The organism is Thermaerobacter sp. FW80 (genome assembly GCF_004634385.1).
Classification (GTDB): domain Bacteria; phylum Bacillota; class Sulfobacillia; order Thermaerobacterales; family Thermaerobacteraceae; genus Thermaerobacter; species Thermaerobacter composti.
Window position 1 is genome coordinate 190,394 of sequence record NZ_CP037895.1, and the last position, 23,085, is coordinate 213,478.

At 66.2% G+C, this 23,085-nt stretch carries 15 protein-coding genes and 1 pseudogene; 6 read left to right on the plus strand and 10 right to left on the minus strand.

Annotated features, from left to right (window positions below):
* Positions 1–226: 226 nt before the first annotated feature.
* The 3 genes from E1B22_RS00815 to istA (E1B22_RS00825) form a co-directional block, all read right to left on the minus strand.
* Positions 227–1,012, minus strand: a complete 786-nt coding sequence (locus tag E1B22_RS00815) for an NRAMP family divalent metal transporter (protein WP_243123520.1) — start codon at positions 1,010–1,012, stop codon at positions 227–229.
* 79 nt (positions 1,013–1,091) lie between these two features.
* Entirely contained in the window at positions 1,092–1,868 is a 777-nt protein-coding gene (istB, locus tag E1B22_RS00820; RefSeq protein WP_135224183.1) for an IS21-like element helper ATPase IstB, read from the minus strand.
* A complete protein-coding gene (gene istA, locus E1B22_RS00825) occupies positions 1,865–3,322 on the minus strand; it encodes an IS21 family transposase (RefSeq protein ID WP_243123896.1) in 1,458 nt (485 codons plus the stop codon). The genes istB (E1B22_RS00820) and istA (E1B22_RS00825) overlap by 4 nt, the downstream gene beginning before the upstream one ends.
* 1,109 nt (positions 3,323–4,431) lie before the next feature.
* On the opposite strand from istA (E1B22_RS00825), the gene E1B22_RS00830 reads away from it, so the two are divergent.
* A complete protein-coding gene (locus tag E1B22_RS00830) occupies positions 4,432–5,718 on the plus strand; it encodes an IS256 family transposase (RefSeq protein ID WP_135224104.1) in 1,287 nt (428 codons plus the stop codon).
* An 887-nt stretch (positions 5,719–6,605) separates the two neighbouring features.
* On the opposite strand, the gene E1B22_RS00835 is transcribed toward E1B22_RS00830, so the two are convergent.
* From E1B22_RS00835 to E1B22_RS00850, 4 genes are all read right to left on the minus strand, one after another.
* A complete protein-coding gene (locus E1B22_RS00835; RefSeq protein WP_135224185.1) occupies positions 6,606–8,210 on the minus strand; it encodes an AMP-binding protein in 1,605 nt (534 codons plus the stop codon).
* Positions 8,211–8,437: 227 nt separating this feature from the next.
* Positions 8,438–10,027, minus strand: a complete 1,590-nt coding sequence (locus E1B22_RS00840; RefSeq protein WP_135224186.1) for an acyl-CoA dehydrogenase family protein — start codon at positions 10,025–10,027, stop codon at positions 8,438–8,440.
* A 3-nt stretch (positions 10,028–10,030) separates the two neighbouring features.
* Complete coding sequence (locus tag E1B22_RS00845; RefSeq protein WP_135224187.1) at positions 10,031–10,771, minus strand: TetR/AcrR family transcriptional regulator; 741 nt, start codon at positions 10,769–10,771, stop codon at positions 10,031–10,033.
* 292 nt (positions 10,772–11,063) lie between these two features.
* Positions 11,064–11,813, minus strand: a complete 750-nt coding sequence (locus tag E1B22_RS00850; RefSeq protein ID WP_135224188.1) for a hypothetical protein — start codon at positions 11,811–11,813, stop codon at positions 11,064–11,066.
* Positions 11,814–12,351: 538 nt separating this feature from the next.
* Between E1B22_RS00850 and E1B22_RS13020 the strand changes: the two genes are divergently transcribed.
* Positions 12,352–12,705, plus strand: coding sequence for a DJ-1/PfpI family protein (locus E1B22_RS13020; RefSeq protein ID WP_243123523.1), 354 nt, complete (start codon positions 12,352–12,354; stop codon positions 12,703–12,705).
* A gap of 272 nt (positions 12,706–12,977) precedes the next feature.
* Here the strand turns inward: E1B22_RS13020 and E1B22_RS00860 are convergent.
* Positions 12,978–14,264: pseudogene (locus E1B22_RS00860) on the minus strand (IS256 family transposase).
* 209 nt (positions 14,265–14,473) lie between these two features.
* Here E1B22_RS00860 and istA (E1B22_RS00865) point away from each other — a divergent pair.
* Positions 14,474–16,030 (plus strand): IS21 family transposase, encoded by a 1,557-nt coding sequence (gene istA, locus E1B22_RS00865; RefSeq protein ID WP_135224189.1) that lies wholly within the window; start codon positions 14,474–14,476, stop codon positions 16,028–16,030.
* A 5-nt stretch (positions 16,031–16,035) separates the two neighbouring features.
* On the plus strand, positions 16,036–16,821 hold the full coding sequence (gene istB / locus E1B22_RS00870; RefSeq protein WP_243123526.1) for an IS21-like element helper ATPase IstB: 786 nt from the start codon (positions 16,036–16,038) through the stop codon (positions 16,819–16,821).
* A 242-nt stretch (positions 16,822–17,063) separates the two neighbouring features.
* On the opposite strand, the gene E1B22_RS00875 is transcribed toward istB (E1B22_RS00870), so the two are convergent.
* Entirely contained in the window at positions 17,064–18,287 is a 1,224-nt protein-coding gene (locus E1B22_RS00875; RefSeq protein WP_135225854.1) for an IS256 family transposase, read from the minus strand.
* A gap of 110 nt (positions 18,288–18,397) precedes the next feature.
* Entirely contained in the window at positions 18,398–18,886 is a 489-nt protein-coding gene (locus E1B22_RS00880; RefSeq protein ID WP_135224190.1) for a hypothetical protein, read from the minus strand.
* A 415-nt stretch (positions 18,887–19,301) separates the two neighbouring features.
* Here E1B22_RS00880 and E1B22_RS00885 point away from each other — a divergent pair, with 415 nt between their 5' ends.
* Both E1B22_RS00885 and E1B22_RS00890 read left to right on the plus strand, forming a co-directional pair.
* Positions 19,302–20,540: an IS256 family transposase gene (locus E1B22_RS00885; protein ID WP_135224191.1), complete on the plus strand. Its 1,239-nt coding sequence runs from the start codon at positions 19,302–19,304 to the stop codon at positions 20,538–20,540.
* Positions 20,541–20,752: 212 nt separating this feature from the next.
* Positions 20,753–22,039, plus strand: coding sequence for an IS256 family transposase (locus E1B22_RS00890; protein ID WP_135224104.1), 1,287 nt, complete (start codon positions 20,753–20,755; stop codon positions 22,037–22,039).
* Positions 22,040–23,085 lie beyond the last annotated feature (1,046 nt).

The window sequence follows — 23,085 nt, forward strand, 5'->3', positions numbered from 1 at the left end:
TGCGACATGCCCGCGCGGGCGTGCCGAGGTTTCGGAACGGCCCGCCTGGTCAGGCGGCACGGGGTGGTCCGGGTCGAATCGCGGTGGCAGGAACCCGCTTGGCTGGTCCATGGACGTTCCCCCATCGGCTTGCATCCGTTTGGCGGTTCGACCATGGGGGGATGGTGGCCGTCCCCCGCCCGCCGCCAACGGAACGGCGACCATCCCACCCGCACCGGCTTGGGTCTCACCGCCGCCACAGGGCGGCCATGCCCTGGAGCGACTGCACGCCCGCATAGGTGGCCAATGCCACCACGAGGACCCCGAAGGCAGTCATCCAGGCCGGATGCCGGTAGGCTCCCACGATGTCCCGGCGGCGGCACGCCAGGAGCACGGTGCCCAGGGTGATGGGGAGGATCAGGCCGTTGAGGGATCCGGCCAGGATGAGCAGCGCCACCGGCCTCTCCACGGTGACGAAGAGCAGCGTGGAGGCCGTGATGAAGCCGATGATCCACCTCGCGTGGTGCCGTTCGATGGACGGGTGCAGCGTCCGCAGGAACGAGACCGACGTGTACGACGCCCCGACCACGGAGGTGATGGCCGCCGCCCAGAGGACCACGCCAAAGATCTTGTACCCCAGGATGCCGGCGCCGATCTGGAACGCAGAGGCCGGCGGGTTCTGGGGATCGAGCTTCGCCCCCGCCGCCACGACGCCGAGCACGGCCAGGAAGAGGAGCACCCGCATGAGGGAGGCCGTCAAGATCCCCGTGACCGAACTCCGCGTGACCTCCGGCAGGTGCTCAGGACCGCGGATGCCCGCGTCCAGGAGCCGGTGCGCTCCGGCGAAGGTGATGTACCCGCCTACCGTCCCCCCCAAGAGCGTGAGGATGGGGAGGAACGGAACGTGGGTGGGCGCGACCGCCCGCAGGAGCGCTTCGCCCAGGGGCGGCTTGGTGACCACGGCGACATAGAGGGTCAGGACCAACATGACGACCCCGAGCACCTTGGTGAAGTTGTCCATCGCCCGGCCCATCTCTGTGCGTGCTAATCGAAAAGTTTACCACCGTGCTAACCTAATTGTTGACCACCCCGGCATCGGATTCAGAGGTTCGTCAGTGTGAGACCCCCTCCTTCCGCAACCGCTGCTGGCTTTCGCGGAACCGGTAGGACTCGCCGTTGAAGAGCAGCACGTGGGACCGGTGGGTGAGCCGGTCGAGCAAGGCCGAGGTCAAGGCGGCGTCGCCAAAGACCTCGACCCAGCGCGAGAACTCCAGATTGGTCGTGATGAGCAGGCTGCCGCGCTCGTAGCGGTGTGCGCAGAACTGGAAGAGCAGCGGGCCTGCAGGTCCCAAGCCGAGGTATCCCAGTTCGTCAAGAATGACCAGGTCGAAGCGATCCCACCCCTTGAGGGCCTTGGGCAGGCGGGCCTCGTTGTGGGCCTGGAGCAGCTCTTGTCCCAGGGCCACGGCCGTGGTGAACCGGACCCGCCAGCCGGCATGGATGGCGGCCACGCCGAGGGCGATGGCCGTGTGGGTCTTCCCCGTCCCCGTCGGCCCGAGGCAAATCACGTTCTCCCGGTCCTTCACGAAGCTTGCGTCGGCGAGCTGGAGCACCCGGGCCTTCGGGAGGTCGGGAAGCGCCGTAAAGTCGAAGGAGTCCAGCGTTTTCAGAGCGGGGAAGCGAGCCAAGTGCAGCCGGCGCTGCAACCGGCTTTGCCGTCGTGACTCCACCTCGGCCGTCAGGCAGGCGGCCAGGTAGGCCAAGGGGTCCTGGCCGCTCTGGGCGGCGTCCCGGGCCAGTTCGCGGTACGCCTTGCGCAGCCCCGGGAGCCGTAACTCCCGGGCGTAGAGGTCGATGAGGGCTTCCTGCGTGGCCTTGGCGGCATTCACCGGCGATCCCCTCCCAGCAGCGCGTCATAGCGGGCCGGATCGGAAACCCGGACCCGAACGGCGGCCAACCGGTCTGGAACGGGCACGGGCTCGGGTGCCGGACGGGCCAGACGGTTGAGGATCAGCTGGCGAACGGCTTGGGCGTCAAGGAGCCCCTGGGTAGCGGCTTCTTCCAGCGCTTCGGTCACCACCGCGGCCGGGAACTCCCGGTGCAGGAGCAGGATCTGGGCGAACTCGCGATACCCGTCGGGACGCCGGCTGCACAGGAGGTGCTGAACCTGGGCATAGACCGGCGGCAACTTCGTCACGACGGCCAGGTGGGTGGCGGCCCGCGGCTTCCGGGCCAGGGCCGGGAGGTAATGGGCCAGCTCAAGGCTCGTCTCGCCACGGCCATAAGCCCGCCGATGGGTCGCCACCACACGCTCGCCGTCGGTGACCTCAATCCGGTCCGTATAGGCCCAAAGGGTGAGCGTGCGCCCCACCCACTCGCAAGGCACCGAGTACCGGTTCCGGTCAAAGGTCACGAGGCTCAGTTTGTTCACCGTCACGACGTGGGGCCGGGCGGCACGGAAGGGTCGGTCCGGCAGGGGCCGGAGCGCGGCGCGTTCCTGTTCCCAGGCCTCTCCCCGCCGCTGGCGCTCCCGTTCGCACCAGTCCAGCAGGTGGGCGTTCAGCGCCTCCCAGTCGGGAAAGTCGGGCACGGGGACCAGGGCGTTTCGCCGCACATACCCCACACCGTTCTCCACCGCCCCCTTCTCGTGGGCCTCGCCGGGCCGGCAGAAGGCGCTGTCGAATAGGTAATGGGCACGGAGGCTGGCGAAGAGGGTGTGCTCCTCCCGGGCCGGGCCGGCGAGGATCTTGATGACCGCCGTCTTGGGGTTGTCAAAGATGCACTCGTGGGGAACGCCGCCGAGCCAGGCAAAGGCCCGGCAGTGGCCTTCCAGGAAGGCCTCAAGCCGCTCCGTCGGCGACGCCCAGGCGAAGATCACGCCGCTAGCCCGCAGGCGCAGGACGAACAGGTGGGCGACGGTCCGGCGACCCCCAAGCACCACCACTGCTTCGCCCCAGTCGACCTGGGCCGTCTGGCCCCAGGCGGCCGTCAGCGGCAGGAACGGTTCGGGCTGCCGGCCGCGAACTTGGGCGACGAACCGCCGGACCGTGGACTCACCGCCTTGAAAGCCGTACTCCTCGACCAGCCGCTGGTAGATTCGACGGGCGGTGTGACGCTGCTTTCGCGGGGCTGTGGCGTCTTGTTCCAGCCACGTCAGGATGACGTCCCGGTAGGGGTCGAGCACGGGGCTGGGCCGTGGCGACGTGAGCCGGCAACGAGGCGGTTCCGCACTTGCCAGGGCTTTGCGAACCGTCTGGCGGGCCAGTCCGAGCTGCCGGCTGATCTTCCGGATGGACCAACCATCGACGAAGTGGCGCTTTCGGATAAACTCAATATCGACCATCCCGAGCACTCCTTCGGCCTCCTGTCTCTGGAAGGTCTGCACACCCTCCCAGCATACAGGGGCCAGGTCTCGGGGTGGTCAATTTTTCGGTTAGCACACCGGGCCATAGTGGGCAACTTTTCGGTTAGCATTCACACATCTCCTTGGATAAGAATAAGAAGATGTAGAAGGCGACCAGCGGCGAAAGTGGGACGGAATGTAAGGTCTTGCACCGGGTGAGAATGGCCACAATCAGCGCATCACGCTCGTGTCCAGAATACAGGCCCTGCTCCAAATCACGTGTCACTATCCGTTACCCGCCCCTTTACGGCCTCCAGGGAAACCCTTCTATCCATGCGGATCCGCTGCACGGGCTGGCACCAAGAAGGGCCATTTCATACCGACCTTGGCCTATGGCCTACAGGGCCAGGCCTGGCGGGCAGCTTCCTCCGCCTGCTGAGCGGCTACATCCACCAGTCCGGGAGCTACGAGTCCAGCCGCCACGGCGCCGATCACGCAGAACAGGAGTAGAGGGGCGAACCATGGTTGCTTCTCCGGAAATGCCGCGAAGGTCCCACCGGGGTTGGCGAGCATCCCCGCAAGCGCCCGCAGGACGGGCACGGCTTTGCTTTCGTCGCGGTTGTCCACCTGGACGTCCCCCCGTTGTTCGATGATCTGTACCAGTACTATTCCAGTAGAGTATTACAATTCCTGCCAAGAAAATGTGTGCTGGGCTCATGCTAACGCCTTTCTGGACGCCCGCCTTTCCTCGCTTGGAGCCGGTCGAACATTAAGAGCCACGGAGCTGTGCAGTCGGGCTCCAAGGGAGGAAACGCGAGTAAACTCAGAGAAAAGCGGCAACGGTTGTGTCTGTCTCACATCATCACCGGAACAGGTCGAAGGGGGTGATCACGTGGCTAATACATTGTACCTCAAACAGGTCGTGGAAGAAGTTGTACGGCAGCAGCTTGCCCAACAATTTGGTATACCGTTCAAATCCCGGACGCTCACTCTTGTGTCCGGTGGCGGTGACGTCCTAAACTGTCTGTAAACGCGAAGCGGTCTGGGCTACCATCGGTGGCGTCGGAAAACTCGCCCCAGCTGGGGCACACCGAGGAGGACCCAGACCTATGTCCAGGATACCACCCAGCCAGCAGTTGGCGGAGCTGGCCCGGCAGCTGGCCGCGCAGGCCCGGGAGGGTACTGAGGTCGAGGACCTGACCCATGCCCTCGTCCGCCTGGGCGCCCGCAAGCTCATCCAGGAGCTGCTGGAGGCAGAGGTCACGGAGCTTTTGGGGCGCGGACGCTACGAGCGGCGCGAGCCTGGCCAGGAAGGCGCCCGCAACGGCTACAAGCCGCGGACGCTGCGTTGCGCCGAGGGGCGGCTCGAGATCGACGTCCCCCAGGTGCGGGGCATGGAGGGACTGTGCCAGCCCACGCTGTGGAGGGCCCTCAAGCGGCGGACGGACGTGCTGGAGCGCCTGGTGGTGGAGATGTACGCCCGGGGCCTCTCTACCCGGGACATCGAGGATGCGCTGGCGGAGCTGGCGGGCAGCGAAGCGCCGCTTTTGAGCCGGTCCACCGTGAGCCGGATCACCGAGGCGCTCCACGAGGAGTTCGAGGCCTTTGCCCAGCGGGACCTGTCAGGCCTCGACGTGGTGTACCTGTTCGCCGACGCCATCTACGAGTCGCTGCGCCGGCAGGCGGGCTGCCGTGAGGGCATCCTGGTCACCTGGGCCATCTTGAGCGACGGCAGCAAGGTGCTGGTGCACCTGAGCCTGGGCAACAAGGAGCGCTACGAGGACTGGCTGGAGCACTTCCGGGATCTGGTGCGCCGGGGGCTGAAGACGCCGCTGACGGTGACGACGGACGGGGCGCCGGGGCTGATCCAGGCGGTGGAAGCCATGTGGCCGGAGGCGGAGCGCATCCGCTGCTGGGTGCACAAGATGCGGAACGTGCTGGACAAGGTGCCGGAGGAGGCGCGGCCCGTGCTCAAGCCCTACCTGGAGGCGATCCGGGACGCACCGGATATCGAGCAGGGCCGGCGGCTGGTGGCCGAGGTGGTGGAGCGGTTCGGGCGGGAGTATCCCTCGGCCATGCGGAGCCTGCAGGAGGACCTGGAAGCGAGCCTGGCGCACCTGCGGCTACCCGCCGCCCACCGCAAGCATGTCCGGACCACCAACCTGGTGGAGCGCAGCTTCGAGGAGGAGCGGCGGCGCGCCAAGGTGATCCCGCGGTTTCGGAGCGAGCGGGAGTGCCTGAAGCTAGTCTTCGCCGTGCTGTGGCGGGCGAGTGAGCGCTGGCGGCGGGTGCAGTTCAGCGAGCACGAACGAAAGCAGCTGGAGCGCTACATCGAGGAGCGGCAACGGCAAAGAGCGGCGCAGAAAGAGGTTTCACCCGCTGCCACCGTGGCATGACCCAGACCGCTTTTACAGACAGTTCGGGACTTGACCTCCGGTGGCAAGCACGAATTTGACGCGGTATCAGAGGACGAGAAGGTGGTAGCGTCGATTAAGTCCGCCTCTGGAAGGACGTCCAGCGGACTGCGTCCGGCCGGTAAGATAAACGCGGCTGTGGCAGAGCTGTACTATCTGACTCTCATCGAGGCTCCTACCCGCTTGCTTGTTCTGACGAACAAGGAGTTTTATGAAATCATGAAGAAGCACCTCGAAGGTAGGCTAGCGCCCGGTATCGACCTAATGTTCATTCCGCTCCCCAAGAACGTACAAGAACAAGTAGCTGCGACACAGGCGCTTGCCAGCCGCGAGGTGCAACCTACCCAACGGCGCGGTACGCTGAAACGGTAGGTAGCCGGCAGCACAGTAAGCGGTCGGATTGGCAGACAGGTAAGCTTCAAAGCACCTATTACCTGCATCGCCGCTGTTCGATGTACAATTCGAAGGAGAGCCAACAGCCTAATGGGCGATAGCCCGAACGATGGTACGATCGATTAGCGCTTATAATCGCACATCGTGTTGCAAGGAAAACCGGTTCGGTGGGATATCTGCCGCGTTGAAAGGTCTAAGTCGTATAGGCCCATGATCTCCATGACAGCCCCACCTTTCACCATGTACGGAGCTCTCACCTTGGAGTGAGGCCCTCCGTAAGTGCATCGCGCCCGTCTTCGAGTTAATTATCGCGGCAGCAACATCTGGAGATAGTTGATCGAGTTGAGCTGCTGCAGTTGTGGTCGCTAATAGTGACCAACATTGCTAGTATATGCGCTGGCTTCAATCTCCCATAGTGAATGGGCTTGCCGGCCTACAACAAGGCCGGCAAGCCTTACTCGAAGCTGCCCCTCAACCTATCCCACCAGCTCCCGCCGCAACGCCACCTTGTTGATCTTGCCAGCGCTGGTCAGCGGCAGTTGCTCAACGAAGATGAAGCGATCGGGGATCCAAAAGCGGGCGAGTCGCCCTTGTTCCACCGCCGCCGCTAGGTGAGCCCTGAGGGACTCTTCCAGGCCCGCCCTGGCCTCTTCCTTCGCCAGTACCCCGCGGGGCTGCACTACCGCCAGGGGCCGCTCTCCCCAGCGCTCGTCGGGCCGGGCGATGACGGCCACCGCGGCCACGTCGGGATGCTCCGAGATCAGCGCCTCCAGCACGCCGGTGGCGATCCACTCGCCGCCGCTCTTCACGGCGTCCTTCTTCCGGTCCACCACGTACAGGGTGCCGTCGGGGTTCATCACACCCAGGTCGCCGCTGCGGAACCAGCCGTCCTCGTAGACGCCGCGACTGCGCTCGGGATCCTTGTAGTAGCCGTCCGGCAGCCAGGGCGAGCGCACCAGCACCTCCCCGATGCTCTTCCCGTCGGCGGGCACGGGGTTGCCGTTCTCGTCCTCCAGCCGGACCTCTACCATGGCCAGGGGCAGCATGTTCGTCCGCAGCGCCTCCCAGGCCTCGGGCGTGCCCGGCTCGACGCCCCTGGGCACCACCGAGATGGTGGCCGCCAGCTGGTCGGAGCCACCGTAGATCACGCTGTAGGCGATGCCCCGCTCCCGCGCCCGCCGCGCCAAGCCCGACGGCACCGGGCTGCCGCCGGTGAGGATCTTGTACCCCTTGAGCTCGGCCACGCCGGCCTGGTCGGCCGCCTCCAGCAACATGTGGAGCTGGGTCGGCACCATGTTGGACCAGGTGACCCCTTCGTCCAGGATCAGGCGCACCTGCTCGGCGGGAGTGGCTTTACCGGGCAGCACCAGCTTGGCGCCCAGGTAGGGGACGAACAGGGCGGTACCCCACCCGTGGATGTGAAAGAACGGGATGCACGGCATGTACACGTCCCGGCTGCCGGCCGCCGCTCCGGTGGGATGGGTGGCCAGGTGGTGCAGGATGCCCAGTGACGCCAGCAGCATGTCCCGGTGCCGGTAGAGCATCCCCTTGGGCCGGCCGGTGGTGCCGGTGGTGTAGAAGATGGAATACGGATCGGTCTCGCGGACCCGCGCCGCCTCGTCCGGCACTTCGGCCCGGCCCTCCTGGACCAGTTCCTCGTGAGTGGGCGTGCCCGGCTCGGGCGACTCGTCACCGTCCGTCAGCCAGACCCAGTTCCGGAAGAGCGGCCGCGCCTTGGCCAGCGGCTGCTGAAACCCTTCCCAGACGAACATCCACTCCACGCCGGCATGCTGGAGGCTGTAGAGGAGGTCGTCGGGCGGAAGGCGGAAGTTGATGGTGTGCAACACGGCCCCCAGCATGGAGCTGGCGTAGTGCAGCTCCAGGTACCGGTGGCTGTTGACGTCCATGACCCCCAGCACGGTGCCCCGGCCCACGCCTTGCTTCTTCAGGCTCTGGGCCGGCCGCAGCACCCGCTCGTAGAACTGCCCGTAGGTGAACCGCCGCCTCCCGTAGACGATCTCGGAGTCCGGCCCGTTGTGCAGAGCGCTCTTCAACACCTCGTGGACGACCAGCTCGCGCACCGTGCGCTCCCCCTCTCCGCGTGGTCAGTGATCGCTCGGGCCCGGCCGGCGGGCCGGCCCGTGCGGGCTCCCCGTCGTCGTGTCCCCGTGGTCGTGGACCCCTGGTTCCCGAATTGCAGATTTGCCAATTGCGCAATTGCCAATCGAGGCTTCCGCCTCCCCGCCTCCGCCTCGCCTCCCATCCCCCCACCAGCGGGGTAAGGGCCGCCCCGGGGACCGGCCGGCACCTAGGCCGACCACACCTCCGGCTTGTCCAGCGCCCAGGCCGGGTACTCCTCCCCTAGGAGGAACCGGCGGGCGTACAGCGCGGCCAAGTTGGCGTAGCGGTCCCCAGCGGTTTCCGCCAGCTTGTACAGGAGGCCCACCTGGGCGGCGTCGGCCAGCCGGGCCGTGGCATCCTTGGCGTACCACTGGGCCTCTTCGGGCTTGCTGCCGGCCAGCCGGGCCAGGGTGGCCTCGATGACCTCCCGGGCGGTCCGGGCCTCGGCCGTGCCGGCCTTCTCCAGCATCGGGATGAACTCGGCCAGGAAGGCCTCGTGGGCCCGCTTCTTGTGCATGGCCTCCAGCAGGTCCAGGGCCTGAATGTTGCTGGGCCCCTCCCAGATGGGCGTGATCAGCGCCTCGCGGTGCCAGCGGGCCACGGCGTACTCCTCCAGGAACCCGAGCCCGCCGAAGAGCTCCATGGCCAGCCGCGTCACCTCGGCGGCGTGGTCGGCGGTGCGGTTCTTGGCCAGGTGGGAGAGGAACCGGGCGTAGTGGTAGCGGGACGTGTAGGGCGGTAACTCGTCCCACGCCTTCTCGAAGAGGTCGGCGGCGTGGAAGCCCAGCATCAGGCCGCCGGCGATGCGCACGGCCATGTCGGTCAGGTCGCGGCGAATCAGCGGGTGGTCCACCAGCTGCCGGCCGAAGGAGCGGCGGCGACGCACCCGCTCCAGCACCTCCAGGTGCGCCTTGCGGGCGATGCCCATGCCGGCGATGGCGTTGGCCAGCCGGGAGACCGTGAGAACCTCGAGGGTGTAGTAGATCCCCTTCTCGGCCTCGCCCACCAGGAAGGCCTCGCTGCCCCGGAAGTCGACCTCGCCGGAGGGGACGGCGCGGGTGGCGCTCTTGTCCTTAAGCCGGCGGACGTGGTAGTTCAGCTCGCCGGCCCGGTTCATCCGGGGCACGAGGAAGAGGGCCAGCCCCTTGGGCCCGGCGGGCGCCCCTTCCGGCCGGGCGGTGACCACGGCCACGTCGGTCAGGCCGGCGCCGCTGCAGAAGTACTTCTCGCCGTCCAGACGCCAGGCGTCGCCGTCGCGGGTGGCCCGGAGGGTGTTGGCGCCCAGGTCGCTGCCGCCCTGGATCTCCGTCATCCAGGTGGCACCCCAGAACTCGCCGCGGAGCAGCTTGTCCTTCCACTCGGCGAACTCCGGGGCGTATTTGTGAATGATGTAGGCGGTCTGGTTGGTGATAGTCAGGATGCAGTAGATGCCGGGGTCGGCCACCAGGTAGCCCAGGGCGTAGTGGTGGTGCCAGCTCCCGCCCTCATAGGGCGGGCGGTTCATGGGCGCCAGCTCCCGCAGGAGGGCCTCCTGGGCCGGCGACAGGCGCACCCTGTCCACCCGGTTGCCGTCCAGGTCGTGCATGACCAGCACCGGCGGGGCGTCGTGGTCCACGTGGTAGGCGACCTCGTAGACCTCCTTCCCCGCCAGGGCGCCGAAGCGCCGCAGTTCCTCCTCGTGGGCGGCGAAACCCGGCCAGTAATGGGCGAGCACGTGGCGCAGGTCCGGGTCCCGCTCCCAGTGGTTCTGCTCGTAGGCGTAGGACTGGTACCTCACGGTTCATCCCCCTCGATCCGGCCGGGTGGCGGGCTGCCCCTCGCCGCCGCCATCCGGGCTGGCGACCGAGCCCGTCGCCCGTTCGTCCGTTGAACGGGCCGATGAACTGGCGGGCGCGCCGGCCGCGGTGATGCGCTCGATAAAGGCCAGTAACTGGGCCTCGCGGTCCGCCCTCGTCCATTCCGACAGCGTCAGCACGGCGAACAGGTTGAAGGCGGCGCCCAGGCTCATCATCTGCCAGGCGATCACCCGGGCGGGGACGTCGCGGCGGATCTCCCCCTGCTCCTGTCCCTGCCGGGCGACGTCTTCCAGGTACCGGGCGTACTTGCGGTAACTCTCGGCCAGGAACTGGCGGATCTCCGGGTCGCTGTCCTCGGAGACGGCCTTGAAGAACACCTTCAGGTCCTCGCTGTTCCGGTCCACGAGATCCAGGTAGTCCTGGCCGATGCGCCGCAGGCAGGCCAGGCTCGACGTCTCGGACCGGCGGATGGTGTCCCAGCGCCGGAAGATCCGCTGGGTGACGTCCTCCAGCACCGCCAGGAAGAGGTGCTTCTTGGACGGGTAATAGCGGTAGATGAGCGGCTCCGAGACGCCCGCCTCGGCGGCGATCTCCGCCGTGGTGCTCGACCGGTAGTTGGACCGGGCGAAGACCGACTTGGCCGTGAGCAGGATCTGCTCGGGCCGTTTCGTTCTCGCTCGCCGCGGGCTGATCTTCGACTCACCCCCCGTCCGGCTCGGACGCAAGCCGCGGACTGTGTTTGTGGATCATGGAGTCCCATAATGACGGTGTCCAGACTGAAAGAAAAAGTGAGTGATTACTAACTAACGAAATACGTACGAGGGCGTCACAATCCTCCTGCCAACTCTCCACCGTCCCGGACAATTCGCGACATGTGCATCATACAGCGGTGATCCACGGGGGTTCCGCTGGCCGGCGCGTAAACGACGAAGGGGATGACAAAGGGAAGGGTATAGGACTGATCGGCCGCCACGGCCATCGCCTGTGGCCATGCACGCACGCTCTTGTGCGGTACCGTCATGTTTCACGCGCCCAGTCGATCGGCATTAACCGCACAGCGTGAGAAAGGCTGAGAAGGTCCCAGAGAAAGGGCACATGCTCAAGACCGACGGTGACCAGTACGCGCCCGTCCAGGTATTCTGCGCAGACATCGACGATGTTGGCGGCCATGCGCAGGTTGCGGGCCTGCCAGAGGCGCGCCTCTTGGACGGGAAGGGCTTGCTGTTGCAGACGATGCTTGACACGGATCACCTCCATCACCGCGGGATCGAAAAACGCCCGCACGCCGCACTCGGACCGCCGGATCAATTGGAGAAAAACGTCTGTGACCGCCTGCCAGGCAGTTTCCACCGAATCTTTTTGGGCCACGCCGCAAGAATTGCCACGGGATCCGGCATGGGCTTCGCCGCCGGAACGCTGATTCGATTCGGCAACGTCTTCGTCCCGGTAAGCGTCGATGGGGCGAAAGGCAATGCCTCTTTCTCGGCACAAGGGCAGGATACATTCCCTGTATTCCACCGGGCCGCAGTAGCCCTCACGTGTGCCGCCGGCCGTGGCCTCCCAATCTTCCGGGCGAACCTCCCCACATATGCAGTCGGGGTCGAAGGTCAGGATCAACGAACGCAGGATGTTGTAGTCGTAATGGGCGAAGGCCGGGTCCTTGTGCAGATCGTGCAGGGTCGGCAGGATGGCCACGGTGCAGGTGCCGGCGCTCCCATGGCCACGGTCGCCACGGTTGATCACGCGACGGTCGTCATTATGGGCCACGCGTGAAACCTCCTCGCCGGCGATCGGTCTTCTATCTGGTGTAACTCATACGCTAACTCCCAGCAACCTCCAGGCGCGCGAACTCCTAACTTCGGCCCTTAATCCGCTCCATCTGTTAAGGTTCCATTTTATTACCATACTGCTTGCGATGGCCGTTGTCAGGTCCCTTGACACTTACTGGACAGGCCGAGAAAGGTGCTGCTAGATTAGTGGACGAGTGCGGGAATGTGCACCCACTACCTCATTTCCCAACCGGCAAGTCAGGTCAATCTCGTCCTCAAACCTCTATTGCATCCGCCACTTACACCGCAGAAAGGGTGATCCGGTGTGGCCAAGGTGCTCATCCTCACGGGTGACGCCGTGGAAGCGCTGGAAGTCTACTACCCCCTGTACCGGTTGAAGGAAGCAGGGCACGAGGCCCACGTGGCGGCACCGACGAAGAAGACGTTGCGGACCGTCGTCCACGACTTTGAGCCGGGCTGGGAGACGTTCACGGAGAAGCCGGCCTACCAGCTGCAGGCGGACCTCGCCTGTCGACGTGAAGCCCGAGGAGTACGACGGGCTGATCCTACCCGGCGGCCGGGCACCGGAATACATCCGGCTGAACGAGCACGTGCCGCGCATCGTGGGCCACTTCTTTGAGGCCAACAAGCCCATCGGCGCCATCTGCCATGCCGCCCTGGTGTTCGCGCGGCTGAAGGGCCACCTGAAAGGGCGAAAGTTGACGGCGTATACCGCCTGCCGGCCGGACGTGGAGTCTCTGGGCGCGTCCTACGTGACCGAGCCGCTGCACGTCGACGGCAACCTGGTGTCGGCCCACGCGTGGCCCGATCTGCCCGGCTTCATGCGCGAATTCCTGCGGCGGCTTGACGATTTAACCCGTAATCAGTAACCACTGGTGCTTTGCCACCGACGGCAGGCGTCGGGCGATAGCGCATGACCCCCCACCCCAGGGGGTGGGGGGTCTTCCATGCCGCTTTCCGTAGAACGCAAGGGGTGGGTGGCAGGCTTCATTGAGATTGGCAATTGCGGTTCGTCGTGCTGACAACATGCACATACTAGCGGGTTACCGTAGGACGGTTCCAACGCCTTGTCCCTCTTCCTTGGCATTCTGACCTCCCTGAATGCGGTCAAGTCCCGAACTGTCTGTAAAAGCGGTCTGGGTCATGCCACGGTGGCAGGGGGTGAAACCTCTTTCTGCGCCGCTCTTTGCCGTTGCCGCTCCTCGATGTAGCGCTCCAGCTGCTTTCGTTCGTGCTCGCTGAACTGCACCCGCCGCCAGCGCTCACTCGCCCGCCACAGCACGGCGAAGACCAGCTTCAGGCACTCCCGCTCGCTCCGAAACCGCGGGATCACCTTGGCGCGCCGCCGCTCCTCCTCGAAGCTGCGCTCCACCAGGTTGGTGGTCCGGACATGCTTGCGGTGGGCGGCGGGTAGCCGCAGGTGCGCCAGGCTCGCTTCCAGGTCCTCCTCCAGGCTCCGCATGGCCGAGGGATACTCCCGCCCGAACCGCTCCACCACCTCGGCCACCAGCCGCCGGCCCTGCTCGATATCCGGTGCGTCCCGGATCGCCTCCAGGTAGGGCTTGAGCACGGGCCGCGCCTCCTCCGGCACCTTGGCCAGCACGTTCCGCATCTTGTGCACCCAGCAGCGGATGCGCTCCGCCTCCGGCCACATGGCTTCCACCGCCTGGATCAGCCCCGGCGCCCCGTCCGTCGTCACCGTCAGCGGCGTCTTCAGCCCCCGGCGCACCAGATCCCGGAAGTGCTCCAGCCAGTCCTCGTAGCGCTCCTTGTTGCCCAGGCTCAGGTGCACCAGCACCTTGCTGCCGTCGCTCAAGATGGCCCAGGTGACCAGGATGCCCTCACGGCAGCCCGCCTGCCGGCGCAGCGACTCGTAGATGGCGTCGGCGAACAGCTACACCACGTCGAGGCCTGACAGGTCCCGCTGGGCAAAGGCCTCGAACTCCTCGTGGAGCGCCTCGGTGATCCGGCTCACGGTGGACCGGCTCAAAAGCGGCGCTTCGCTGCCCGCCAGCTCCGCCAGCGCATCCTCGATGTCCCGGGTAGAGAGGCCCCGGGCGTACATCTCCACCACCAGGCGCTCCAGCACGTCCGTCCGCCGCTTGAGGGCCCTCCACAGCGTGGGCTGGCACAGTCCCTCCATGCCCCGCACCTGGGGGACGTCGATCTCGAGCCGCCCCTCGGCGCAACGCAGCGTCCGCGGCTTGTAGCCGTTGCGGGCGCCTTCCTGGCCCGGCTCGCGCCGCTCGTAGCGTCCGCGCCCCAAAAGCTCCGTGACCTCTGCCTCCAGCAGCTCCTGGATGAGCTTGCGGGCGCCCAGGCGGACGAGGGCATGGGTCAGGTCCTCGACCTCCGTACCCTCCCGGGCCTGCTCGGCCAGCTGCCGGGCCAGCTCCGCCAACTGCTGGCTGGGTGGTATCCTGGACATCGGTCTGGGTCCTCCTCGGTGTGCCCCAGCTGGGGCGAGTTTTCCGACGCCACCGATGGTAGCCCAGACCGCTTCGCGTTTACAGACAGTTTAGGACGTCACCATCATGGAATTCCCCACCTCCGCGATCATGGAATTCCCCAGCGGGACGGGCCTCAGGCAGGGGCAGATCGAATCCGGCCCTCAACCCACACCGGGAGGTTGAGGGCATGGCGCGGAGGTCGTGGACCGTGGTCCAGATTGTTGACATCTACCTGCATTGGCAGGCAGGCCGTAGCATCCAGGCCATCGCCCGCAGCCTGGGCATCGACCGCAAGACGGTACGCAAGTACATCCGGGTCGCGTTGGCGGCAGGGTTCGAGCCGGGTGTGGCACGCACACCGGAGCAATGGCGCGCGTTCGTGCGCGAGCGGTTCCCCGGGCTGGAGGATCCCCGCCGGCGCTCGGACCGTTTCGCCTTGCTCGACCCCTACCGGGACTTCATCCGCGAGGGCCTTGCAACCAACCGGATGAGCACGGTACACCGGCGCCTGGTGGCCCAGACGGGCCTGCCCGTGAGCATCGCCACCTTCCGGCGCTACGTGCACGCCACGTTCCCGGAGCTGCTCCTGCCCGCGGCCTCGGTGCCCGTGTGGCGACCGGAGGTGGAGCCCGGTGAAGAGGCGCAGGTGGATTTCGGCTACCTGGGGCTCTGGCTGGACCCGGTTCGCCAGCGCACCATGCGGGTGTACGCCTTCACCATGGTGCTCAGCTACAGCCGCCACCTCTTCGCCCGGCTGGTCACACGCCTGGACCAGGAGACCTGGCAGGACGGCCACGTGCGCGCTTTCGCCTTCTTCGGCGGCATCCCACGGCGCATCGTCCCCGACAACCTCAAGCCCGGCGTGCTCAAGCCCGACCTGTACGATCCCGTGCTGAACCGAACGTACGCCGAGCTGGCCGCGCACTACGGCTTCCTCATCGACCCGGCTCGAGCCGGCCGCCCGAAGGACAAGCCGCGCGTGGAGCGCGCCATTCCCTACCTGCGAGAGAGCTTCTGGCAGGGACAGGCGTTCGTCCACCTCGACGCCGCCAACCGGGAGCTGGAGCGTTGGTGCCTCGAAGTGGCCGGGCAGCGCGTGCACGGCACGACCCGCCGCCGGCCCGTCGAGGTGTTCTGCGCCGAGGAACGCCCACGCCTTTTGCCCCTGCCTGCTACGCCGTGGGAGCCATGGATCTGGACCGTGGCCAAGGTGGCACCCGACAGTTACTGCGGCGTCGCCGGTGCGCTGTACTCGGTGCCCTACACCTTGCGCGGTCAGCGCCTGGATGTGCGCCTCACCCCGAAACGGGTGCAGTTCTATCGCGGTGAGGACCTCGTCAAGACCCACGTGCGCGGGCCCAAGGGCAGCCGAACCACCGACCCGGCCGACCTGCCGCCGGACCGGGTCGCCTTCTACCAGCGCACGCCCCCGTGGTGCCTGCAACAGGCCCGCGCCCTGGGACCGTCCGTGTTCGAGCTCGTCCACCAGCTCCTCCAGGGGCATACGCTCACTCACCTGCGCCAGGCTCAGGGCATCCTCCGCCTCGGCGAGCGCTTCGGCCCCGGGCGATTGGAGGCCGCCTGCCAGCGCGCCCTGGAGTTCGGCGATCCCCGCTACCGCACTGTCAAGAACATCCTCGAACGCGGCTACGACCAAGCCTCGGGGCCTCAGCCGACCCCCGCGTGCCGCGGCGACGCCTACCTGCGGGGCCCCGGGGCCTATACCCTCACGCCCAGGAGGTGACCGCTGTGCAGGTGCATCAGCTCGAGCGCCTGCTCAAGAAGCTCAAGCTGGGGGGCATGCTCGCCACTCTCCAACAGCGGTTCGAGCAGGCCCAGGGCCAGCAGCTCGGCTACCTCGAGTTCCTCGTGCTCCTGCTGGAGGACGAGATCGCCCGCCGCGACCAGAAGACCCTCGCCCTGCGCGTGGCCAAAGCCCGTTTTGAGGAGGTCAAGACGCTGACCGACTTCGACTTCCGGGCCAGCCCGAAGATTCCCGCCGCCCTCATCCGCGACCTGGCTACCCTGCGCTTCCTCCAGCGCCAGGAGTCCGTGCTCATCTGCGGGCCTGTGGGCGTGGGCAAGTCCCACATCGCCCAAGCCCTCGGGTACCTCGCCTGCCAGCAGGGCTACCGCGTCCGCTACGTCAAGACGCCCCGCCTGCTGGCCGATCTCGGCGGTGGCCGTGCCGACGGCACCTACGACACTCGCCTACGTAGCTACCTCGGTCCGGACCTGCTCATCCTCGACGACTTCGGCCTGCAGGCGTTCACCGCCACCCAGTCCGAGGACCTCGATCAGCTCATCTGCGAGCGGTACCTGCGCCGCTGCACCATCGTCGTCTCCAACCGGCCGCCGCAGGAGTGGTACACCCTCTTCGCCGATCCCGTGCTGGCCGAAGGTGCGCTGGACCGGCTTGTCAACGCCTCGCACCACGTGCTTATGGACGGGCCCAGTTACAGGCCCCGCAAACGGCCCGGCAGCACCACCACCCTAACCGCCGATCCCACCGGGGAGGTGATGCCGTCCGCGTAGCGAAACAGCCGAGTCGACCCCAAGTGGGGCAATCCGTGATCGCCCCACTGGGGAATTCCATGATCGGAGCCGTGGGGAATTCCGTGATCGAACCCTGGGGAATTCCGTGATCGTCGACAGTACAGCATGATTGAAATATGCATCATGTTTCCCACGACATTGACCGTTCGATCCAAATCCGCTCCGAGTTGGTCACGTCCCGTCAAGTGGTGTGATTTGCGCTCCCCTCGGGTTTGAACGCCTTACATGGCCAGCACCTTCAGGGTTGCTTCGGTTTCATGGAGCCGCGTAGCCTCATGTGATGTACACGCGTCAATCTTGGCCATCGACTCCAGGCTGAAGTACCGCCGGGACACCAGCCATTCGTCCTGTTGCTCCTCGAGAAGAGCTCCCAACAGGCGGATGGCGGCGGCCATGTTCGGGAAGATCCCCACCACGTCGCAGCGCCGGGCCAGTTCCCGATTCAGCCGCTCCAGAACGTTGGTCGAGTGGATCCGCCGCCAGTGCTCGGTCGGGAAGGCCATGTACGCCAGCACGTCCTCCATTGCATCCCGAAGCAGAGCGGCGGCCTGGGGGAATCGCCGGTCCAGGTTGGCTGCCACGTGTTCCAGCTGCTCCCGGGCGGACTCCAGGTCGGGCTGGGCGAAGATCGTCCGCACCAGGGCCGCCACCATCGGCTGGGCGTGCTTGGGCACCCGGGCCAGCAGGTTCCGCATGAAGTGCACGCGGCACCGTTGCCAGCTGGCGCCCGCCAGCACCTCGCTGATGGCGCGCTTGAGCCCCTCATGGGCATCGGAGATGACGAGGCGAACACCCTTGAGCCCGCGGGCCACCAGGCTGCGGAGAAACGCGAGCCAGAACTCGTACGTCTCGGCGGCGCCCACGTCAAAGCCCAGCACCTCGCGCTCCCCGGTTCGCTTCACCCCGACGGCGATGACCGCGGCCATGTTCACCACCCGGTGGTCCTGCCGCACCTTGATCGGCTTGGCGTCGAGCCAAACGTAGGGGTACTCGCCTTCCAGGGGACGGTTGCGGAAGCGCTCCATCCGCTCGTCCAGTTCCGCGCAGAGTCGCGACACCTCGCTCTTGCTGATGCCGTCCAGGCCCAAGGCCCGGACCAGGTCGTCGACCTTCCGGGTGCTGACCCCCTGCACATAAGCCTCCTGCACCACGGCGACCAGGGCCCGTTCCGCCCGCCGGCGTGGCTCCAGCAGGCTTGGGAAGTAGCTGCCCTGGCGGAGCTTTGGGATCCGCAGCTCGATGGTGCCCACGCGGGTATCCCAGGGCCGGGAGCGATAGCCGTTCCGGTAGGTCTTGCGCGTTTCCGTGCGCTCGTACCGCTGAGCGCCAACGAGTTCGCTCACCTCGAGCTCCATGAGCTGTTGGGCCAGCCAGCGTAGTCCTTCCCGCAGGGCATCGGCTTCCGGCTCCCCCTGGTGTTTGCGTAGAAGCTCGAGAAGTGCCATCCTGAAATCAGCGGTCACCGGTGAGCGGACCTCCCTTCATGGCGGTTCTTGTCCAACCCGAAGGGGAGCCACCGGTGACCTTTCTTGTCAAGGGCCACCAGGCTCGGGCCCTACAGCCCGGCGATTTCCACCACCACCTGGGACACTAACTCCGAGTTCCACAACAAACCGATCGCTAAATACTTGCCGCGTTGCGCCCGAGTGCGCTGCTGCAGTTCATCAAAGTAACTATCGCCAAAGTCAACACAAACGAGAAGCCGAACCTCGGCCGCAGAGAAAATGATCTTTTGGAAATCCTCTTGCACTGCCAGTCGACCAGCTAGCTCACTTTCGCATGCCAACACAAGTCTCTTGATCCACCCGTCGTCATCTACTTCCACCCAGCACAAGTCCCACAGCCACTCACCGTTGTGGTACTTGCTACGAACATGAAGCCCCTTGCTACGCCCCAGCTCCCCCAGCCCACGGAGAATTGCTTCGGTGGCCATCGACCACTGCCAGCCTGGGTCGGAGGGGCGGAGAGATAGACTATCAAGGCTCTCTTGAATGGACCGTTGGATCTCATCTGCCGACACCACGGAGTGGGTCCAGCCCGCCACTTCCCACCACCTCCCAATTGTATGCAATTCGTCCCAGATACAGCTGTACCTTCCGCGAACGGTATACAAGGACGCGCTAGGCGCGTAAGTTTGCACTTGGTTTTCAAGGACTGGCCCTGGCGCCTGGTCTGTGCGTCTCCGAGAAAGAGCTGGCGTAATTCGTGGCAGCTTGACCTTTTTGATGAAATTGCCATCCCGGGCGTTCATCGTCTGGCCATGGTGCATAAGCGAGGAGCGCGGGAGGATCCCCTGCGCCAGGTCCTCACAGAATGATAAAGGCCGAGCCTATCAGGCACGGCCTGCGACCTATCCCAGAGGAGGTACCCTCAAAAGGTGTGTAAATGGCGAAGGCGGTGTACCCTCCTCTTGGTGAACAACGAGGGCTTGGAAGCCCGGAGGGAGGAGAGCCACCGCCATGCACCAGCGGACCACGTCGGGGAACCTGACGTCAAGCCCCACCTGGGAAGGACTGCACGAGTGGCTGCGGAACGCGATCCAGGCGCTGATCCAGGAGGCGCTGGAGGCCGAGGTGACCGAGCTTTTGGGCCGGGTCCGCTACCAGCGGCGTGCCGCCGTCGATGCACCGGCCGGGTACCGGAACGGGTACGGCAAGCCGCGGAAGCTGACCACCCCCATGGGCACCCTGACCCTGCGGCGTCCCCGGGTGCGGGGCCTCGAGGAGCGGTTCGAGAGCCGGATCCTGCCTCTGTTCGTTCGGCGCACGAAGGAGGTCTCGGAGCTGTTGCCGGAGCTGTACCTGCACGGGCTGGCCGAGGGGGACTTCGACCTGGCCCTGCGGGGGCTGCTCGGTGAAGAGGCGCCGCTTTCCGCCCGGACGGTGGCGCGCCTGAAGGAGCGGTGGCAGGCGGAGTGGGAGGCCTGGCGGACGCGGCGGCTGGATGCGCTGCAGGTGGTCTACCTGTGGGTGGACGGGGTGTACGTGAAGGCGGGGTTGGAGCGGGAGCGGGCGGCGCTGCTCGTGGCCGTGGCGGGCCTCGTGGACGGCCGCAAGGAGGTGGTGGCGGTTGTGCCGGGCTACCGGGAGTCGGTGGCGAGCGGGTCGGAGGTGCTGCGGGACCTGCGGGACCGAGGGATGAACGCGCCCAGGCTGGTGATCGGGGACGGGCACCTAGGGATCTGGGGCGCGCTGCGCAACGTCTGGCCGGAAGCGGAGGAGCAGCGCTGCTGGAACCACAAGGTGCTCAACGTGCTGGAGCAGCTGCCGCGCCGGCAGCAGGCCGTGGCCAAGCCCATGCTCCGGGCCATCGCCTACGCCCCGACCCGGGCGGAGGCGGAACGGAAGCGCAAGGCGTTCGAGGCCTGGTGTCACCGGCACGGCTACGGGAAGGCGGCGGAGACGCTGGGGCGGGACTGGGAGCGCATGGTGACGTTTTACCGGTACCCCAAGGAGCACTGGCGCCACCTGCGGACCACAAACGTGGTGGAATCCCCCTTCGCCGCGCTGCGGCTGCGTACGGACGCGGCCAAGCGGTTCAAGAAGGTGGAGCGGGCCACGGCGGTGATCTGGAAGATGCTCATGGTGGCCCAGACCCGCTTCCGGCGGCTAAGCGCCCCGGAGTTGCTGGCCAAGGTCTACGCCGGGGCGCGGTACGAAGACGGCATCGAGGTCGCGGAGAAGGGGGTCGCCGCCTGAGCGCATTTACACACCTATTGACGGAAGCTCTCCCAGAGTACTGGTACCGTATACCGTTACGCGCTTTGCGCCTCAACGTGAGGAGTGTGGGCTATCCCCTTGCGCCGCCGGTGACGTCCTAAACTGTCTGTAAACGCGAAGCGGTCTGGGCTACCATCGGTGGCGTCGGAAAACTCGCCCCAGCTGGGGCACACCGAGGAGGACCCAGACCTATGTCCAGGATACCACCCAGCCAGCAGTTGGCGGAGCTGGCCCGGCAGCTGGCCGCGCAGGCCCGGGAGGGTACTGAGGTCGAGGACCTGACCCATGCCCTCGTCCGCCTGGGCGCCCGCAAGCTCATCCAGGAGCTGCTGGAGGCAGAGGTCACGGAGCTTTTGGGGCGCGGACGCTACGAGCGGCGCGAGCCTGGCCAGGAAGGCGCCCGCAACGGCTACAAGCCGCGGACGCTGCGTTGCGCCGAGGGGCGGCTCGAGATCGACGTCCCCCAGGTGCGGGGCATGGAGGGACTGTGCCAGCCCACGCTGTGGAGGGCCCTCAAGCGGCGGACGGACGTGCTGGAGCGCCTGGTGGTGGAGATGTACGCCCGGGGCCTCTCTACCCGGGACATCGAGGATGCGCTGGCGGAGCTGGCGGGCAGCGAAGCGCCGCTTTTGAGCCGGTCCACCGTGAGCCGGATCACCGAGGCGCTCCACGAGGAGTTCGAGGCCTTTGCCCAGCGGGACCTGTCAGGCCTCGACGTGGTGTACCTGTTCGCCGACGCCATCTACGAGTCGCTGCGCCGGCAGGCGGGCTGCCGTGAGGGCATCCTGGTCACCTGGGCCATCTTGAGCGACGGCAGCAAGGTGCTGGTGCACCTGAGCCTGGGCAACAAGGAGCGCTACGAGGACTGGCTGGAGCACTTCCGGGATCTGGTGCGCCGGGGGCTGAAGACGCCGCTGACGGTGACGACGGACGGGGCGCCGGGGCTGATCCAGGCGGTGGAAGCCATGTGGCCGGAGGCGGAGCGCATCCGCTGCTGGGTGCACAAGATGCGGAACGTGCTGGACAAGGTGCCGGAGGAGGCGCGGCCCGTGCTCAAGCCCTACCTGGAGGCGATCCGGGACGCACCGGATATCGAGCAGGGCCGGCGGCTGGTGGCCGAGGTGGTGGAGCGGTTCGGGCGGGAGTATCCCTCGGCCATGCGGAGCCTGCAGGAGGACCTGGAAGCGAGCCTGGCGCACCTGCGGCTACCCGCCGCCCACCGCAAGCATGTCCGGACCACCAACCTGGTGGAGCGCAGCTTCGAGGAGGAGCGGCGGCGCGCCAAGGTGATCCCGCGGTTTCGGAGCGAGCGGGAGTGCCTGAAGCTAGTCTTCGCCGTGCTGTGGCGGGCGAGTGAGCGCTGGCGGCGGGTGCAGTTCAGCGAGCACGAACGAAAGCAGCTGGAGCGCTACATCGAGGAGCGGCAACGGCAAAGAGCGGCGCAGAAAGAGGTTTCACCCGCTGCCACCGTGGCATGACCCAGACCGCTTTTACAGACAGTTCGGGACTTGACCTGCGCCGCCGGCGCCGGACTTCCTGGCGTTCGACGGACATGTAGCAACGGGAACGCGGATTCCAGCGCATGATATACCGTCCCTCGGCCACGCCTTTTTCTCCCAGAAGGGCTAGGAGTTGCTTGCTGCTCGTCCGGCCGGTCTTCTTGTTCACCAGCCATGCTTCGGTGTCGGCCGGACCCGCCTTCGCCAGTGCTAGCTTGCCCCCGCGAACCCCCAAAAGGATTCTCAGCGGCTGATCCTGCTTATCGTCCCCCAGAAGCTCACGTCGCAACGTGCTGGAAAGAACGACGGCCTTCTGATCCACGGTCACCGCCAGGGTTTCACGCCTCGTCTGCTTGTTTCCATCTCCTGTCTTACGAATCCACTCGACCGCCCCCGGGGCCTACCTCCCTTGGTTATATGAAGAGAGTCACGCGCCGGCCGAACTGCTCTGCCTGTACCATCCAGTACAAGCATAAGCATATCGACGGCAGAGCAATGCGAAAAAGGCATCATTGCCCCGCATTTCGTGACTCATCGTCTTGATTGTCCCCAAGGAGGTGCAACCATGGGACAGATGTTACACACCCCCTCTGCCTGAACTGCTGGCACCGGACTCGGACACCGGGAACCCCGGCTACACGGATCGGGTTTGCGAAGCACATGCGCTGCTAATGTTCCAGAATGCGGCGCTGGCGTGCGAATTTCCTCGTGTGACTCCTTGATCGCTGGATGCACCCGCACCCCCTAGCAGAAGATACGGTCCGGTCGGTTCGACGAGGACCGGGCCTTCAAGCTGTGCCTGCAGCTCACAGGACTCCCCTTTCACCGCAACCACCGGCGCAACCCCGCTCCCGGGTATCCTTCTTGAACCACAAGGTCCGCCCTTAGAGCTTCTTCTGTGGAAGGTTCGTGCCGCCATGTTGTCGTACCATTCGACGGTTGTCGTGCTCTCCCCATCCTTCATCCCGTGAGACGTACACGGATAGGACCAATGAGGCCCAATGAGCTCCTGGGGCAAATTAGAG

Coding starts and splice junctions, on each gene's coding strand:
- E1B22_RS00875 (WP_135225854.1), bottom strand. CDS start 18,287: ATGGCACTTCTCGAGCTTCTACGCAAACACCAGGGGGAGCCGGAAGCC.
- istA (WP_243123896.1), bottom strand. CDS start 3,322: ATGGTCGATATTGAGTTTATCCGAAAGCGCCACTTCGTCGATGGTTGG.
- E1B22_RS00830 (WP_135224104.1), top strand. CDS start 4,432: ATGTCCAGGATACCACCCAGCCAGCAGTTGGCGGAGCTGGCCCGGCAG.
- E1B22_RS00890 (WP_135224104.1), top strand. CDS start 20,753: ATGTCCAGGATACCACCCAGCCAGCAGTTGGCGGAGCTGGCCCGGCAG.
- E1B22_RS00885 (WP_135224191.1), top strand. CDS start 19,302: ATGCACCAGCGGACCACGTCGGGGAACCTGACGTCAAGCCCCACCTGG.
- E1B22_RS00815 (WP_243123520.1), bottom strand. CDS start 1,012: ATGGGCCGGGCGATGGACAACTTCACCAAGGTGCTCGGGGTCGTCATG.
- istA (WP_135224189.1), top strand. CDS start 14,474: ATGGCGCGGAGGTCGTGGACCGTGGTCCAGATTGTTGACATCTACCTG.